This window comes from Bradyrhizobium sp. 35 (assembly GCF_023073215.1).
GTDB classification, from domain to species: Bacteria; Pseudomonadota; Alphaproteobacteria; order Rhizobiales; family Xanthobacteraceae; genus Bradyrhizobium; species Bradyrhizobium canariense_D.
Genome location: NZ_JADPJC010000053.1, coordinates 17,813 through 32,521, shown reverse-complemented (window position 1 = coordinate 32,521; position 14,709 = coordinate 17,813). Strand labels below are relative to the sequence as shown.

14 protein-coding genes are annotated in these 14,709 nt (G+C 64.1%); 9 read left to right on the top strand and 5 right to left on the bottom strand.

All coding sequences use genetic code 11. The features are described 5' to 3' along the window. The 6 genes from IVB36_RS10465 to IVB36_RS10440 all read left to right on the top strand — a co-directional run bounded on the left by IVB36_RS10465 (position 1) and on the right by IVB36_RS10440 (position 6,494). Complete coding sequence (locus tag IVB36_RS10465) at positions 1-1,509, top strand: acyl-CoA synthetase (RefSeq protein WP_247299279.1); 1,509 nt, start codon at positions 1-3, stop codon at positions 1,507-1,509. Positions 1,510-1,688: 179 nt separating this feature from the next. Beyond that, positions 1,689-2,009 carry a hypothetical protein gene (locus IVB36_RS10460; protein WP_026232489.1) on the top strand — a complete coding sequence of 107 codons (321 nt, stop codon included), beginning with the start codon at positions 1,689-1,691 and terminating at the stop codon, positions 2,007-2,009. 12 nt (positions 2,010-2,021) lie between these two features. After that, positions 2,022-2,651, top strand: a complete 630-nt coding sequence (locus tag IVB36_RS10455; RefSeq protein ID WP_018453227.1) for a general stress protein — start codon at positions 2,022-2,024, stop codon at positions 2,649-2,651. Positions 2,652-2,904: 253 nt separating this feature from the next. Next, positions 2,905-4,692: an NAD(P)/FAD-dependent oxidoreductase gene (locus IVB36_RS10450; RefSeq protein ID WP_247299277.1), complete on the top strand. Its 1,788-nt coding sequence runs from the start codon at positions 2,905-2,907 to the stop codon at positions 4,690-4,692. Positions 4,693-4,744: 52 nt separating this feature from the next. Then, positions 4,745-5,722, top strand: coding sequence for a peptidyl-alpha-hydroxyglycine alpha-amidating lyase family protein (locus tag IVB36_RS10445; RefSeq protein ID WP_018453226.1), 978 nt, complete (start codon positions 4,745-4,747; stop codon positions 5,720-5,722). Between the two features lie 214 nt (positions 5,723-5,936). Then, positions 5,937-6,494, top strand: coding sequence for an HNH endonuclease (locus IVB36_RS10440; RefSeq protein WP_007597381.1), 558 nt, complete (start codon positions 5,937-5,939; stop codon positions 6,492-6,494). Positions 6,495-6,566: 72 nt separating this feature from the next. Here IVB36_RS10440 and IVB36_RS10435 read toward each other — a convergent pair whose 3' ends face one another. Further along, positions 6,567-7,568 (bottom strand): glycoside hydrolase family 16 protein, encoded by a 1,002-nt coding sequence (locus IVB36_RS10435; protein ID WP_018453225.1) that lies wholly within the window; start codon positions 7,566-7,568, stop codon positions 6,567-6,569. Positions 7,569-7,870: 302 nt separating this feature from the next. On the opposite strand from IVB36_RS10435, the gene IVB36_RS10430 reads away from it, so the two are divergent. The 3 genes from IVB36_RS10430 to IVB36_RS10420 all read left to right on the top strand — a co-directional run bounded on the left by IVB36_RS10430 (position 7,871) and on the right by IVB36_RS10420 (position 10,868). Next, positions 7,871-8,092, top strand: a complete 222-nt coding sequence (locus IVB36_RS10430) for a dodecin (protein WP_018453224.1) — start codon at positions 7,871-7,873, stop codon at positions 8,090-8,092. A gap of 158 nt (positions 8,093-8,250) precedes the next feature. After that, positions 8,251-10,155 carry a diguanylate cyclase gene (locus IVB36_RS10425; RefSeq protein ID WP_018453223.1) on the top strand — a complete coding sequence of 635 codons (1,905 nt, stop codon included), beginning with the start codon at positions 8,251-8,253 and terminating at the stop codon, positions 10,153-10,155. Positions 10,156-10,220: 65 nt separating this feature from the next. After that, positions 10,221-10,868: an HAD family phosphatase gene (locus IVB36_RS10420; protein WP_026232488.1), complete on the top strand. Its 648-nt coding sequence runs from the start codon at positions 10,221-10,223 to the stop codon at positions 10,866-10,868. A gap of 24 nt (positions 10,869-10,892) precedes the next feature. Here the strand turns inward: IVB36_RS10420 and IVB36_RS10415 are convergent, their stop codons facing one another. From IVB36_RS10415 to IVB36_RS10400, 4 genes are read right to left on the bottom strand one after another with little or no spacing between them, the layout of a single operon-like run. Continuing rightward, a complete protein-coding gene (locus tag IVB36_RS10415; protein ID WP_247391468.1) occupies positions 10,893-11,861 on the bottom strand; it encodes a dipeptide ABC transporter ATP-binding protein in 969 nt (322 codons plus the stop codon). Next, positions 11,858-12,853 carry an ABC transporter ATP-binding protein gene (locus IVB36_RS10410; RefSeq protein WP_085350758.1) on the bottom strand — a complete coding sequence of 332 codons (996 nt, stop codon included), beginning with the start codon at positions 12,851-12,853 and terminating at the stop codon, positions 11,858-11,860. Before IVB36_RS10410 ends, IVB36_RS10415 begins: the two co-directional genes overlap by 4 nt. Further along, the gene (locus IVB36_RS10405; protein ID WP_007597392.1) at positions 12,853-13,770 is read right to left on the bottom strand and encodes an ABC transporter permease subunit; all 918 of its coding nucleotides are present in this window, start codon (positions 13,768-13,770) and stop codon (positions 12,853-12,855) included. Before IVB36_RS10405 ends, IVB36_RS10410 begins: the two co-directional genes overlap by 1 nt. Beyond that, positions 13,736-14,695 (bottom strand): ABC transporter permease, encoded by a 960-nt coding sequence (locus IVB36_RS10400; protein ID WP_007597394.1) that lies wholly within the window; start codon positions 14,693-14,695, stop codon positions 13,736-13,738. The genes IVB36_RS10405 and IVB36_RS10400 overlap by 35 nt, the downstream gene beginning before the upstream one ends. Positions 14,696-14,709: the final 14 nt, after the last annotated feature.

Sequence of the window (14,709 nt, the reverse complement as noted above, 5' to 3'; positions counted from 1 at the left end):
ATGATCATCAGCGGCGAACGCCAGATCAGCTATGACGACATCCGGGCTCGGATCAGGCGGGCGATGAGCGGCTTCCGCGCCCTGGGGCTTGCCGAGGCCGCGCCGGTCGCGATGATGCTGCGCAACGATTTCGCTCTGTTCGAGGTGGTTGCGGCCTCGGCCGCGCTGGGCAGTCCGGTGGTGCCGATCAACTGGCATTTGAAGGCCGAGGAGGTCCGTTACATCCTGGCCGACAGCGGGGCGAAGATCCTGGTCTGCCACGCGGATTTGCTGCCGCAGATCCGCGACGGCGTACCGGCGGATGTCCTTCTCCTGGTCGTCGCGACGCCGCCCGAACTCGCAGCGACCTTTTCGATCCCTGGGGAACTGACCGAGATCCCGGTGGGACTGACCGATTGGGACCGCTGGCGCGACGACCATCCGCAAGCGCAGGAGCCGCCGCGGCGGGCCGCAGCGATGATTTATACATCCGGCACCACGGGCATGCCGAAGGGCGTGCGGCGCATGCCGATGCAGCCCGAACAGGCGGCCGCCTCCGAACGCGTGGGCGGGATCGCCTATGGCATCAAGCCGCGGGAAGACCAAATCGTGCTGATCAACGGCCCGATGTATCACTCGGCGCCGCATTCCTACGGCATGCTGGCGTTCCGCAGCGCTTGCACCATCATCCTCCAGGCGCGGTTCGATGCCGAGGAGCTGCTGGCGCTGATCGAGCGCCACCGCGTCAAGCACATTCACATGGTACCGACCATGTTCGTCCGGCTGCTGCGGTTGCCCGAAGCGGTCAGGCAGCGCTACGACCTGTCGTCGCTGCGTTTCGTCGTGCACGGCGCCGCCCCCTGCCCGCCGGACGTCAAGCGCGCCATGATCGACTGGTGGGGACCGGTCATCAACGAATATTTCGGCTCCACCGAGACCGGGATCCCGGTGTGGCACTCGGCCGAGGAAGCACTGAAGAAGCCTGGCACGGTCGGCCGCCCCATCGAAGGCGGCATCGTCAGGATCTTCCGCGATGACGGCAGCCCGTGCGGTGCAAACGAAGTCGGCGAAATCTACATGCGCCAGACGTCAGTGCCCGATTTCGACTATCACGGCAGGTCGCAGGCAAGGGCCGAAGCCGGCCGTGACGGCCTGGTCAGCGTCGGCGACGTCGGTTATCTCGACGCGGACGGCTATCTGTTCCTGTGCGATCGCAAGCGCGACATGGTGATCTCCGGCGGCGTCAACATCTATCCCGCCGAGATCGAGAACGTGCTGATCGGAATGCCCGGCGTGCGCGACTGTGCCGTGTTCGGCATCCCCGACGCGGAATTCGGCGAACGGCTGTGCGCCTTTGTCGAGCCTGAATCGGATGCCGAGCTCTCGGCCGACGCCGTCCGATCGTTCCTGCGCGGGCGGCTTGCCAATTTCAAGGTGCCAAAGGACGTCGAATTCCGTGACGCGCTGCCGCGCGAGGCCACGGGAAAGATTCTCAAGCGCAAGCTGCGGGAGCCCTATTGGACGATGTGAGGACAGGCAACGCCGTCCGAGAGTGCGGGACCGCATAAACGGGAACGAGTGGCAATCGTTCCTGCGCCTCTCCAATATTCGGCAGATTGAAGACGCGCGCTTCCGTCGCAAATGGAAGAGCAACCAATTCGAATCTCGCCTGTTGTCGACCGGCACAATCAACAGCCGGAGAATAAAAAATGTCTCGTCTCACCATGCTCGCCGCAGCTCTGCTGCTGCTCGGATCAGCGCCTGTCAGTGCACAGTCACAGCCTGCGCAGAGCGGGCCGGGCAACAACGCCGTCAACAGCTCTGATCACAACAACTCCAACGCACCGGTCGCGGGCCGCAACAGCTTCACCGAGGGCCAGGCGAAGTCGAAGATCGAGGGCGCGGGTTATTCCAATGTTTCCGGACTGCAAAAGGACGACAACGGCGTCTGGCGCGGCAAGGCCGACAAGGCCGGGACCAAGGCGGACGTGAGCGTCGATTTCCAGGGCAACGTGAACCCCGCCAAGTAAGGAGGATGAAACATGACGACCACTATTTCTCGACTCTATGACACCTATTCGGATGCGGAACGTGCGGTCAGGCGTCTGGAGGCCGCGGGCGTGCCGCACTCCGACATCAGCATCGTCGCGAACAATTCCGATAACTGGTACGGCTCCTCCACCGGCAAGGTTGACCGTGATCGCGACGGCGTCGACGATCGCGCCGAAGGTGCCGGCACGGGTGCCGGCATCGGCGCAGGCCTCGGAAGCGCGGCCGGCCTGCTTGCCGGACTCGGCCTGCTGGCCATTCCGGGACTCGGACCGGTGGTTGCCGCCGGATGGCTGGCTTCGACCGCAGTTGGTGCCGCGGCCGGCGCCGCGACGGGCGGCATCGTTGGCGCGCTGACCGAAGCCGGCGTCTCCAAGGATGATGCGTCGCGCTACGCGGAGGGCGTCCGTCGCGGCGGAACGCTGGTATCGGCGCGGGTACCCGACCAGGACAGCACACGTCTCGATGCCCTTCTGCACGAGAAGGCCGTGAACCTGCAGGAACGGAGCGCCGCCTGGCAAAAATCCGGCTGGAACGGCTTCGATGCCGCAAGCCCGCCGTTGTCACCCGACGATGTCGGCCGTGAGCGTGAGCTGTACGGCGCCGGCACGCGGGTGAGGTAGGGATGTTCCGCTCGCCGCCACGCCAGCGGCAGTGAATCCCAAGAGCGCGAGGGAGGCTCCACCAAGGTGGAGCCTTTTTCGCGTGCCCCTCCTCGAACACCACGAGGGTGCCGCAGGTCTCTCTCAACGAGCGCATTCCGCTGAAGCAGGGCCACATGTTCTCACTGCTCGGGTAATCGGCTATTGGCCGTCTGCGAAACAGTATAGCTTTCGACCGTAGAGGAAACGCCGCGGAGACGGCACGAGGTCGCGCATGCTGGACAGGACCAAGGACATTGTCGCATCCGCGCAAGCCTGGCTCGATGAGGTCGAGCTAACGCTGGGCGCAGCCGATAGCGCTGCGCTGGATCGTCTTTTCCTCGCCGACAGCTATTGGCGCGATGTGCTGGCACTAAGCTGGAACCTGCAAACGATCGGCGGCGGCGACTCGATCAAGCGGGAGCTGACAACGCTCGCGGCAAAGGCTGCGCCGGGCAGCTTCAAGATTGCGCCGAACCGAGCGCCACCGCGCTGGGTGACGCGTGCCGGGACCAACACTATCGAGGTGATCTTCAATTTCGAAACCGCACTGGGGCGCGGCAGCGGCATCGTCAGGCTTGTGCCCGACGCCACCGACGGCGACCGCCTGAAAGCGTGGACGCTCCTCACCGCGCTCGACGAGCTCAAGGGCTTCGAGGAGCAGCTCGGCACCTCGCGGCCGCGCGGCCAGGCCTATTCGCGCGACTTCCGTGGACCGAACTGGCTGGACTTGCGCAACGGCTCGCGCGACTACGCCGATCGCGATCCCGCCGTGCTGGTGGTCGGCGGCGGCCAGGCCGGGCTCGCGATCGCGGCGCGGCTGAAACAGTTGAACATCGACACCCTGATCGTCGATCGCGAGGCACGGATCGGGGACAATTGGCGCAAGCGCTACCACGCGCTGACCCTGCATAACCAGGTGCAGGTCAATCATTTGCCCTACATGCCGTTTCCGCCGAGCTGGCCGACCTATATCCCCAAGGACAAGCTCGCCAACTGGTTCGAAGCTTACGTCGAGGCGATGGAGCTGAACTTCTGGACCGGAACCGAATTCGAGGGCGGCGCCTACGACGATGCGAAAGACCACTGGACCGTCACACTGCGGCACACCGACGGCAGTGAGCGTATCATGCACCCGCGCCATGTGGTGATGGCGACCGGCGTCAGCGGCATCGCCAATGTGCCTGTCATTCCGACCCTGGATAACTTCAAGGGCACGCTGCTGCATTCGAGCCGCTACGAGGACGGCGAGACCTGGACAGGAAAACGCGCCATCGTCATCGGCACCGGCAATAGCGGCCACGACATCGCGCAGGATCTTCACTCCAGTGGTGCCGAAGTGACGCTGGTGCAGCGTTCACCTACGCTCGTCACCAATATCGAGCCGTCGGCCCAACTCGCTTATGCGACCTACAATGAGGGCACGCTCGAGGACAACGATCTGATCGCGACCTCGATGCCGACACCGCTCGCGAAAAAGACCCATGTGATGCTGACGGAGCAGTCGAAGGAGCTCGACAAGGAACTGCTCGACGGGTTGCGGCGCGTCGGCTTCAAGCTCGATTTCGGCGAGGCCGGCACCGGCTGGCAGTTCAAATATCTCACCCGTGGCGGCGGCTATTATTTCAATGTCGGCTGCTCCAACCTCATCATCGAGGGCGCGATCAAGCTCAGGCAGTTTTCCGACATCGAGAGCTTCGTCACCGAGGGCGTTCGCATGAAGGACGGCACAACCCTTTCGGCCGACCTGATCGTGCTCTCGACCGGTTACAAGACACAGGAATATCTGGTGCAGAAACTGTTCGGCGACGCCGTCGCCGACCGGGTCGGCCCGATCTGGGGCTTTGGCGACGGCCTCGAGCTGCGTAACATGTATACGCGCACCAGGCAGCCCGGCCTCTGGTTCATCGCCGGCAGCCTCGCGCAATGCCGGATCAACTCGAAATATCTGGCGCTGCAGATCAAGGCGATCGAGGAAGGGATTTTGGGGCAGGCTGGAGCGGCAGCGGCGAGCACCGCTTGAACAACACCGTAGAAGCAGTGTCGCATCACGATAACGAACAAGAGGAGAATTCATGCCAGCCATTCTCGGCACCGGCGAGCACCGCTACCGCGTCGTTGAAAACTTCGCAAAGCTGCCGGACGGATGGCAGCTCACCGACGTCGCCTCGGTCGCGGTCGACAGCAAGGACCGCGTCTACGTCTTCAACCGCGGGGCCCATCCGATGGTCGTGCTGGACCGCGAGGGCAATTTCTTGCGAAGTTGGGGCGAAGGCCTGTTCTCGCGCGCCCACGGCCTGCACATCGATGCCGACGACAATCTCTATTGCACCGATGACGGCGACCACACCGTGCGCAAGTGCACCACCGACGGCAAGGTGCTGCTGACGATCGGCATCCCCGAGAAACCGTCGCCGTTCATGAGCGGCGATCCCTTCCACCGCTGCACCCACACCGCGCTGTCGCCGAAGGGTGAAATCTACGTCTCCGACGGCTATGGCAATGCGCGCGTGCACAAATTCACGCCCGGCGGCAAGCTGATGACAAGCTGGGGCGAACCCGGCACCGATCCCGGCCAGTTCAACATCGTGCACAACATCGCCACCGACGCCGACGGCTTTGTCTATGTCGCCGACCGCGAGAACCACCGCGTGCAGGTGTTCGACGGCAACGGCAAGTACGAGACGCAGTGGAACAATCTGCACCGCCCTTGTGCGCTATGCTGTTGCGGTGGGGCTAAGAGCCCGACCTTCGTCATCGGGGAACTCGGCCCTGGCCTGGCCGTCAACCGCAAGGTGCCCAATCTCGGCCCGCGGCTCTCGATCGTGGACGCCAAGGGCAACCGCATCGCGCGGCTCGGTGGCGAGGAAGGCCCGGGCGTTGCGAGCGGCAAGTTCCTGGCGCCGCACGGCATCGCACTGGATTCCAGGGGCGACATCTATGTCGGCGAGGTCGGCGTCACCGACTGGAAGACCAGCTTTCCGGACGAGGAGATGCCGGCCGTGGTGCGCGCGACGCGATGTTTGCAGAAGCTGGAGCGCGTGCGGGAGTAGCTGCCTCGGCACATCCACGTCGCGCTGTCAGGATGACGCTGCCTCAACGGCCTCGGACTTGGAAATCACAGCGTTTTGCGCGCTTTGCCACCCCCCGGCCGCATTGCTTGTGCCGGAATAAGTCGCTCAACGGGCTTCACAATCCCGTCACGCTGCATGTAGTATGTCAGTTACGTGCTGCTTCGCAGCGTACATTGGAGGCCAGGAGCGTTACTTGAACGCACATGTCTCGCAAGGCCATTGGCCGGTGTTGGTGCTGAATGCGGACTTCCGGCCGCTGAGTTACTACCCACTGTCTTTGTGGTCGTGGCAGGACGCGATCAAGGCGGTATTCCTCGACCGCGTCAACATCGTCGCGCATTACGATCAGGCGGTCCATAGCCCCACGCTGCAAATGCAGCTGCCGAGCGTCGTCTCGCTCAAATCCTTCGTCAAGCCGACCACCCACCCTGCCTTCACCCGATTTAACGTCTTCCTGCGCGATCGTTTCGCCTGCCAATATTGCGGCTCGCCCGAAGACCTCACCTTCGACCACATCATCCCGCGCAGCAAAGGCGGCCAGACCACCTGGGAGAACGTGGTCGCGGCGTGCTCCCCCTGCAATTTGCGCAAGGGCAATCTGACGCCGGTGCAGGCCAAGATGTTTCCACGCCAGCACGCCTTCGCGCCGACCGTGCACCAGCTCCACCGTAACGGCCGCCTGTTCCCGCCGAACTATCTGCACGACAGTTGGCTGGATTATCTCTACTGGGATACGGAGCTGGATCCGTAACGTCGGCGTGCAGGCCCTCGGCAATCCATCGTTGACTCGCGCCGCCCAACGCCGGGAGAGATCAGCGAGCTTCTATCTGCGCGCCTGCTCCAGATCGATCTGATAGACGGAAATCCGGTCGATCTCGAATGCGACGGTAGGCGGCGACTCCGCGTCGACCGGACCGACGCCGAGAAAGAATTTGGATCCGATCGCGAGATTGACGATCATGTACATGGGATCGTCGAAACCGATCGGCACCTTGATGTCGGACACCGGTCTGCGGTCGATGAAATAGACCAGGCGATCCTCCTCCCACAGCACACCGTAAGTGTGGAATGCGCTCGACGCGTCGCCGACCGCGAAGTCGAAGCCGCAGGACTGAATCTTCTGGGTCGAGGGAATCCGCCAATGCGTCGTCATCACGAGATCGCCCGGCTTTTCGCCGCGGCCTTCCAGCACGTCCACCTCCGGCGGCCAGCCACCGTCATCCGCCAGCATCCAGAACGCCGGCCACACTGCGTGCCCGACCGGCACCTTGGCGCGGATCTCGAAATAGCCGTGCTTCTGCGCGAACGTGCCCTGGGTCGTCAGTATCCCGGAGATGTACTCGTTGTCGAACAGCACCGGCTTCAACCCCGGCGGGGTACGGCTGGCGACGATCGACAGCACGCCGTCCTTGACCTTGAACGGATCGAGCCCGAGCGGCGCCGCGTTGCGCCCCGCATAGCGCGGATCGACATAGATCTGTTGCTCGCCATTGGCGCTGGTCTTGCGCTTGAAGTCGGAGCCGTCGCCGCCCCAGTAACGCGCCTCCGGCCAGGCCGCGCCGCCGGCGTAATGCGGCACCCAGCGTCCGTTTGCCAGCGGATGCTCGTCAAAATCCTCGTTGAAGGTCCGGCGTAGCGGCAAGAAGACCAGCGAGGCCGGATTGACCTTCTCCAGCCGACGGCACTCGATGGTGGAGGGATCGGTCGTGACCTGCAGCGACATGCTCATCGGGGCACCGTCGAGATCGTCCTGCGCGATGGCCGGCGCGGGCACAACGCAGAGACCGATCGCAGCCAGAGCGCCCCTCGTCCAACGCTCGATCATCACCGCACTTCGAAGACGCCAGAGGAAAGGCCAAGGTTAGCTTACTCATATCGGAACCGGCAAGAGCGGGCCGGCGACCGCGCGCCAATTCAGGAGCGCCGCTTGCACACGCGATCCAGATTTTCGTGCACTTAGAAAAATTGGGACGCCTAGGCAGCGCTCGGAAGGCGAGCGGCAGGCTCCTGCCGGGACGGAACTCGGGGCGCCGGCATCCGTTCAGAGTCGAGGCCGGATGTCGCGCGGGCGCCAGTTGTCCGCGACAGACATATCCGGTCCCGCCACAGCACGAGGGGAGAATAGTCATGGCCACAAGCGAGACGGATCACGTCTACAAGATCCTGGAACTGGTCGGATCGTCCGAGACGTCGATCGAGGATGCGATCAAGAACGCGGTCAGCCGGGCCGCAAAGACCGTTCGCGAGATGAAATGGTTCGAGGTGGTGCAAACGCGCGGCCATATCGAGAACGGTGCCGTGCGCCACTACCAGGTGACGCTGCGGGTCGGCTTCACGCTGGATGAGTGAGGCAGAAAGGCCCGGCGCGCGGGGTCAGCCTGGTTAGCTCGACGATAGCCCGTCAATTGTCGAGGATTGTTCCGACCGGAAGCGCACAATCCGCACGGAAGTTGCAACAGCCCGTTAAGGCCAAAGTGAGAGGTTTGCGCCGAAATGGAGCAAGCCTGATGACCACGGGCCGCGAACTCGGAAAGACGCGCCTTCCGCTCTGGGCAGCGGGTTTCGTCATCCTGACCTGCTTCGCCATCCTCGGCTTGAGCGCCTGGCGTGAATGGGAAACACGCAATGCCGATCTCAAGAACGCCGAGATCGACGTCGCCAATCTGGCGCATTCGCTGATCCAGCACGCGGACGACACCTTCGAACTCGTTGATACAATCCTCGTAGGCCTGGTCCACCGGCTCGAAATCGACGGGACGGGTCCGGACACGATCACCAAGCTTCAGGCCTATCTGCCGACACGAAAATCATCGGACCGGATCCGCGGCATCTTCGTTTATGACGCGAGCGGGCAGTGGCTTGCCACGACCGAGCGGCTCGACTTCTCCAAGCTCAACAACAGCGACCGCGAATATTTCCAGCGTCATCGGCACTCGCCGGAGATGGGCACGCTGATCGGACCGCCCGTGAAGAGTCGAGCCGGGGGCCAATGGGTCGTCACCGCGTCCCGCCGGATCAACGATGCCGACGGCGGCTTCGCCGGCGTTGCCCTGCTCACGATCGACGTCGGCTATTTCGTCAAGTTCTACGAGCGGTTCGACATCGGTACGAACGGCTCGGCATCGCTGCTCAACGATAGCGGCATCATGCTGGCGCGCAGCCGCGACGACAGTGGCGCCTTTGTCGGACGCGACCTGTCCAATGCGCCCTTGTTCAAGGGATGGGAAAGTCGCCCCGCCGCAGCAGTCTACTATTTCAAGTCGCCGCTCGATGGCGTCCAGCGGCTGAGCTATTACCAACGCAGCAGCCGCTATCCCCTAATGGTGCTGGCGAGCAAGTCGCGGGACGACGTGCTGGCGCCGTGGCGGCAAGCCGCGGCTGCGCGCACCACCTTCGTCCTCGGCCTTGTGCTGCTGATCGCGGTGATCGGCTTCTACCTGGTCCGTCAGCTCGTACAGCGGCAGCGCACGGCCCAGGCCCTCGTCGTCAACGAAGCAAACTTCCGCCTGTTGGCCGAGCAATCCAGCGACATGGTGACCCGGATCGGGCTGGACAACCGGCTGCTCTACGTTTCCCCCTCGTGCGTACGCATCACGGGCTGGTCCTCCGACGAGCTGCTATCCACCTCGGCCCTGGCCGGCATTCACGCCGACGACATGGAGCGGGTCGAGCAGGCTATCGCCGCGCTTAAGAATGGCGAGGCCGAGGAGACGCGGTTCGTCTATCGCCACCGTCATCGCGACAAGGGCGAGATTTGGGCGGAGGCGGCGTTGCACGTGACCCTGGCGTCGGACAGCGGTGAGATCGACGGCGTCGTCGCGGTGGTGCGCGACATCACCGAGCAGAAGGATCTTCAGGACAAGCTCGCCTCGCTTGCAACGACCGACGGCCTCACCGGACTCGTCAACCGGCGCGCGTTCGACGAGCGCCTCGCCGAGGAATGGGCCCGGGCCCGGCGCGATGGCACGCAGCTCTCGCTCCTGCTGATCGATGTCGATCATTTCAAGAAGTTCAACGACCAATACGGGCATCTGGCGGGCGACGGATGCCTGCGCGCGCTGGGCCGGATCCTATCAACCCACACCAAGCGCCAGGCCGACGTCGCGGCGCGCTACGGTGGCGAAGAATTCGCCGTGCTGTTGCCGAACACCGGTCCCGAGGGCTGCGCCGAGGTCGGCGAAGGGATTCGCAAGGCTCTGCACGATCTCGCCATGCCGCATGCGCAAAGTCCCCCCTCGCGCCTGGTGACCGCAAGCGTTGGCGGCGCGACGAGTCTGCCGTCCCAAACCACGGCGGACTGCAGCACGCTGGTCGGCGCCGCCGACCGCGCGCTCTACGCCGCCAAGGACAACGGCCGTGACCGGCTGGTGATGTCGGGACAGGTCGTTCCCTGGCCCGCCAGGAGCGCGTGACGGATCGACCGCTGGCCCGATTTGTTGCCTGCGCTCCAGCGCGGTATGGCTTGGATCACGGCCGGATGTTCGGCCAATCCGAGAGTGCTGCGGTGACCGGTCAAATCAAACTCGTCCTCTTCGACATGGACAATGTCCTCTGCGACTACGACACGGCAAAGCGTGTCGCATGGCTGGCGAAGGTTGCGGGGACCACGAGCGAATCCGTCCACAAGGCGATCTGGGACAGCGGCTTCGAGCTGCTCGGCGATTCCTGCACACTCGATGCCGCGGACTATTTGCGGGGTTTCGGCGACCGCATCGGCTATCCGCTGTCACTGGACGAGTGGATCGAGGCGCGACGCCGTTCAATGCAGGCCGATCGTGCCATGCTGGAGATTGTCGGCAGCTTGCGTCAAACCGTCGACATTGCCGTCCTGACCAACAACACGACGCTGGTCGCCGACCATATCGCAGCGCTGCTGCCGGAATTGCCACCGCTGTTCGGCTCGCGAATCTACGCCTCGGCCCGGTTCAAGACGGCGAAGCCGGACCCGCGCTGCTTCCGCCTCTGTCTGTCGGAGCTCGACGTCAAACCGGAGAACGTCCTGTTCGTCGACGATCTCATGGCCAATGTCGCCGGTGCGCGAGAGGCGGGCCTGTTCGCGCATCACCACACCTCGGTTGAGGCTTTCAGGCGGGCCCTGTCGGAGCACGGCCTGCTTCACGCATGAATGCGCGATCCGCTTTTCCCGGCGTCAGGCGAGATGGCACGCCACAAAGTGCCCGCCTGCTCCCTCCTTCAGCTCCGGTGCGCTTTCCGCGCAACGCGGCTGGGCGATAGGACAGCGGGTGTGGAAGTGGCAGCCCGACGGCGGCTTCATCGGGCTCGGAACGTCGCCCTTGAGGCGGATGCGCTCGCGCTTGAGCTTGGGATCGGGCACCGGCACCGCCGATAACAGCGCCCTCGTGTAGGGATGCTGCGGATTGCGGTAGAGGTCGCTGGCCTTGGCGAGCTCGACGATACGGCCAAGATACATCACCGCGACCCGGTCGGAGATGTGCTCGACCACCGACAAATCGTGCGCAACGAAGAGATAGGTGAGGTTCAGCTCCGCCTGGAGATCTTCCAGCAAGTTGATGACCTGCGCCTGGATCGAGACGTCGAGCGCAGACACCGGTTCGTCGCAGACGATCAGTTTCGGCTCGACCGCGAGCGCACGCGCGATCACGATGCGCTGGCGCTGACCGCCGGAGAATTCATGCGGATAGCGGCGCATGTGCTCGGCCTTGAGCCCGACCTTCACCAGCAGGCTCGCGACGCGATCCTCACGCTCCTTGGCGGATGAGCCGAGCTTATGGATGACGAGGGCTTCGCCGAGGATGGCGCCGACCGTCATGCGCGGATTGAGGGAGGCGAACGGGTCCTGGAACACAAGCTGCATGTTCCGCCGCATCGCGCGCAAATCGTTGCCGCCGAGCTGGCGGACATCCTGACCGTCGAACACGACCTCGCCGTCGGTCGGTTCGATCAGGCGCAGCACGCAGCGTCCCGTCGTCGACTTTCCGCAGCCGGATTCGCCGACGAGGCCGAGCGTCTCGCCGCGGTTGACCGAGAACGAGACCCCATCGACGGCATAAACGCTGCCGACCTGGCGCGACAACAGGCCGCCATGCACGGGAAAATATTTCTTCAGGCTGCTGACGCGGAGCAGGGGCTCGGTCATGCTGCGCCTCCCAACTGCGTATCTCCCAGATGACAGGCCATACGGTGGCCGGGCGCGATCTCGCGCAGCAGCGGCTCCCTCTCGGTGCAGACGCTCATGGCGTGGCGGCAGCGCGGAGCGAAGCGGCAGCCGACCGGCGGATTGATCAGGATCGGCACCGAGCCGCCGATCGCCTCCAGCCGCACCTTGTGCTCGCTGGCGAGATCGATGCGCGGGATCGAGCGGATCAGTCCCTGGGTATAGGGATGGCCGGGATTGCCAAAGAGGTCGTCGACGGGCGCCTCCTCCACCACCTTGCCGGCATACATCACGACGACGCGTTGCGCGGTCTCGGCGACGACGCCCATGGCATGGGTGATCAGCATCACCGCCATGCCGAAGCGTTCCTTCATGTCCTGGAGCAGGTCGAGGATCTGCGCCTGAATAGTGACGTCGAGGGCCGTGGTGGGCTCGTCGGCGATGATCAGTTTCGGCTTGCAGGCGAGAGCCATCGCGATCATCACACGCTGGCGCATGCCGCCGGAGAACTGATGCGGATAGTTGTGCACGCGGCCTTCGGCGTTGGGAATCTGCACCAGCTTGAGCATCTCGATGGTGCGATCGAGCGCCTGTTTCCTGGTGACATTCTCATGGCGGCGCAGGCTTTCGGCGATCTGCTCGCCGATGGTCAGCACCGGATTGAGCGAGGTCATCGGCTCCTGGAAGATGAAGCCGATCTCCTTGGCGCGGATCTCGTCGAGCTGACTGCTCGTCAGCGGCACGAGATCGCGGCCCTCGAAGATGATCTCGCCTGCCGCGATGCGGCCCGGCGGCATCGCGATCAGCTTCAGGATCGACATCGCGGTGACGGTCTTGCCGCAACCGGATTCGCCGACGACGCAGAGCGTCTCGCCGCGGTTGATGGAGATGTCGACACCGTCGACCGCCTGGAGGATGCCGTCGTCGGTGGAGAAGTGGGTTTTCAGTCCCTTGATCTCGAGCAGCGGCGCCATCAGATCACCCGCCGCGCATCGAGCGCGTCACGCAGGCCGTCGCCGATAAAATTGATGGCGACCACTGCGATGAAGATCGCGCCGCCCGGGAACAGCGCCCAGTGCGGGCCGATGTCGAGAAAGTCTTTCGCGTCATAAAGCAGCCGGCCCCAGGTCGGCGTATCCGGCGGGAAGCCGAGGCCGAGGAAGGACAGCGTCGATTCCGCGATGATGGCTGCGGCCACGTCGATGGTGCCGGCGATGATCACCGGACCGAGCGCATTGGGCAGGATATGGCGCACCACCTGCCGTACCGGGCTGGCTCCGAGAGCGCGCGCGGCTTCGACGAATTCCTTCTCGCGGATCGACAGGAACTGGGCGCGAACGAGGCGGGCGACCGGCATCCAGCGCAAGCCACCGATCACGAGCACGATCAGGATGAAAATGCCGCCCTCGGGGCCGAACGCTGCCTTCAGCCCGTCGCGGAAGAGATAGATCAGCAGCAGCAGCAGGGGCAATTGCGGCAGCGACAAAAAGAGATCGGTGAGCCACATCAGCCCATGGCCGAGCGCGCCGCGCGACATGCCGGCGAGCGCGCCGATCAGCACACCGACAAAGACCGAGACCAGCATCGCGGCGAGACCGACCGCGAGCGAGATGCGCCCGCCATAGATCATGCGGGCGAGGATATCCTGCCCGAGATCGTCGGTGCCAAAGGGATGGGCCAGCGACGGCCCCTGCATGCCCGCCACGATGTCGATGTCGTCGATCTTGACCCGCCAGATAAAGGGGCCGACCACCACCGCCAGGATCAGAACGAGGAGCAGGAACGCGCTGACCACGGCAAGCTTGTGGCGGCTATAGCGCCGCCACGTCTCGCGCCAGGGCGAGTAGACGCGCCGCTCAGCGGAGGGAGATGCGAGGGTCAAGCCAGCCATAAAGAACGTCCGCGATGAGATTGAACAGCACGACCAGGCACGCAAAGACGAAGGTGACGGCCATCACCACCGGCGTGTCGTTGGAAAGGATGGAGGAGATCAGCAGCGAGCCGATGCCGGGGATGCGGAAGATCTGCTCGGTGACGATGGCGCCGCCGAACACCGCCGGGATTTGCAACGCAATCAACGTGACGACCGGGATCATCGCGTTGCGCATCACATGCTTGATGATCACCCGCCTCTGGCCGATGCCCTTGGCGCGCGCGGTGGTGACGTAGTCGAGCCGGATCACGTCGAGCATCGCCGAGCGCACGAAACGCGTCATCGACGCAGCCTGGAACAGGCCGAGCACCGCCACCGGCATGATCGCCTGACGGATCATCTCCAGCACCCAGTGAATCCCCGTGCCCTTGATGTCGGTCGTGTAGACGAAAGGCAGCCAGTCCAGCGTGACCGAGAAGATCAGGATGAACAGGATGCCGGTGAAGAAGGTCGGCAGCGAGAAGCCGACAAAGGCGAGCGTGTTGGCGACCTGGTCGAACAGCGAATAAGGTTTCGTCGCGGCGTAGACCCCGACCGGGATCGCGATCAGGAGCGCAAGGATCTGCGCCGAGCCGATCACGTACAGCGTCGTTGGCAGTCGCTGGAGAATGAGCGTGTCCACGTTCATCCGGCTGACGAAGGAGAAACCCCAGTCGCCGTGCAGCATGGCGTTGAGCCAGTGCAGGTAACGAAGGTAGATCGGATCGTCGAGGCCGAACTTCGCCCGAAGCGCGAGAGCGACTTCGGGCGGCACGTTCGGATTGGTCGCTAGCTCGGAGAAGGGATCGCCCGGGGCGAGTGCGAGCACGACGAACAGCACGAGCGAAATTCCGAGCAGGCTCGGAATCGCGATCAGGAGGCGACGCAGGACATACTGGCTCATGAAGAAGGACCGCT

Bases quoted from the DNA above. Each gene is read 5' to 3' on its own strand.
- IVB36_RS10465 (WP_247299279.1), top strand. From the start codon at position 1: ATGATCATCAGCGGCGAACGCCAGATCAGCTATGACGACATCCGGGCT.
- IVB36_RS10460 (WP_026232489.1), top strand. From the start codon at position 1,689: ATGTCTCGTCTCACCATGCTCGCCGCAGCTCTGCTGCTGCTCGGATCA.
- IVB36_RS10455 (WP_018453227.1), top strand. From the start codon at position 2,022: ATGACGACCACTATTTCTCGACTCTATGACACCTATTCGGATGCGGAA.
- IVB36_RS10450 (WP_247299277.1), top strand. From the start codon at position 2,905: ATGCTGGACAGGACCAAGGACATTGTCGCATCCGCGCAAGCCTGGCTC.
- IVB36_RS10445 (WP_018453226.1), top strand. From the start codon at position 4,745: ATGCCAGCCATTCTCGGCACCGGCGAGCACCGCTACCGCGTCGTTGAA.
- IVB36_RS10435 (WP_018453225.1), bottom strand. From the start codon at position 7,568: ATGATCGAGCGTTGGACGAGGGGCGCTCTGGCTGCGATCGGTCTCTGC.
- IVB36_RS10430 (WP_018453224.1), top strand. From the start codon at position 7,871: ATGGCCACAAGCGAGACGGATCACGTCTACAAGATCCTGGAACTGGTC.
- IVB36_RS10425 (WP_018453223.1), top strand. From the start codon at position 8,251: ATGACCACGGGCCGCGAACTCGGAAAGACGCGCCTTCCGCTCTGGGCA.
- IVB36_RS10420 (WP_026232488.1), top strand. From the start codon at position 10,221: ATGTTCGGCCAATCCGAGAGTGCTGCGGTGACCGGTCAAATCAAACTC.
- IVB36_RS10415 (WP_247391468.1), bottom strand. From the start codon at position 11,861: ATGACCGAGCCCCTGCTCCGCGTCAGCAGCCTGAAGAAATATTTTCCC.
- IVB36_RS10410 (WP_085350758.1), bottom strand. From the start codon at position 12,853: ATGGCGCCGCTGCTCGAGATCAAGGGACTGAAAACCCACTTCTCCACC.
- IVB36_RS10405 (WP_007597392.1), bottom strand. From the start codon at position 13,770: ATGGCTGGCTTGACCCTCGCATCTCCCTCCGCTGAGCGGCGCGTCTAC.
- IVB36_RS10400 (WP_007597394.1), bottom strand. From the start codon at position 14,695: ATGAGCCAGTATGTCCTGCGTCGCCTCCTGATCGCGATTCCGAGCCTG.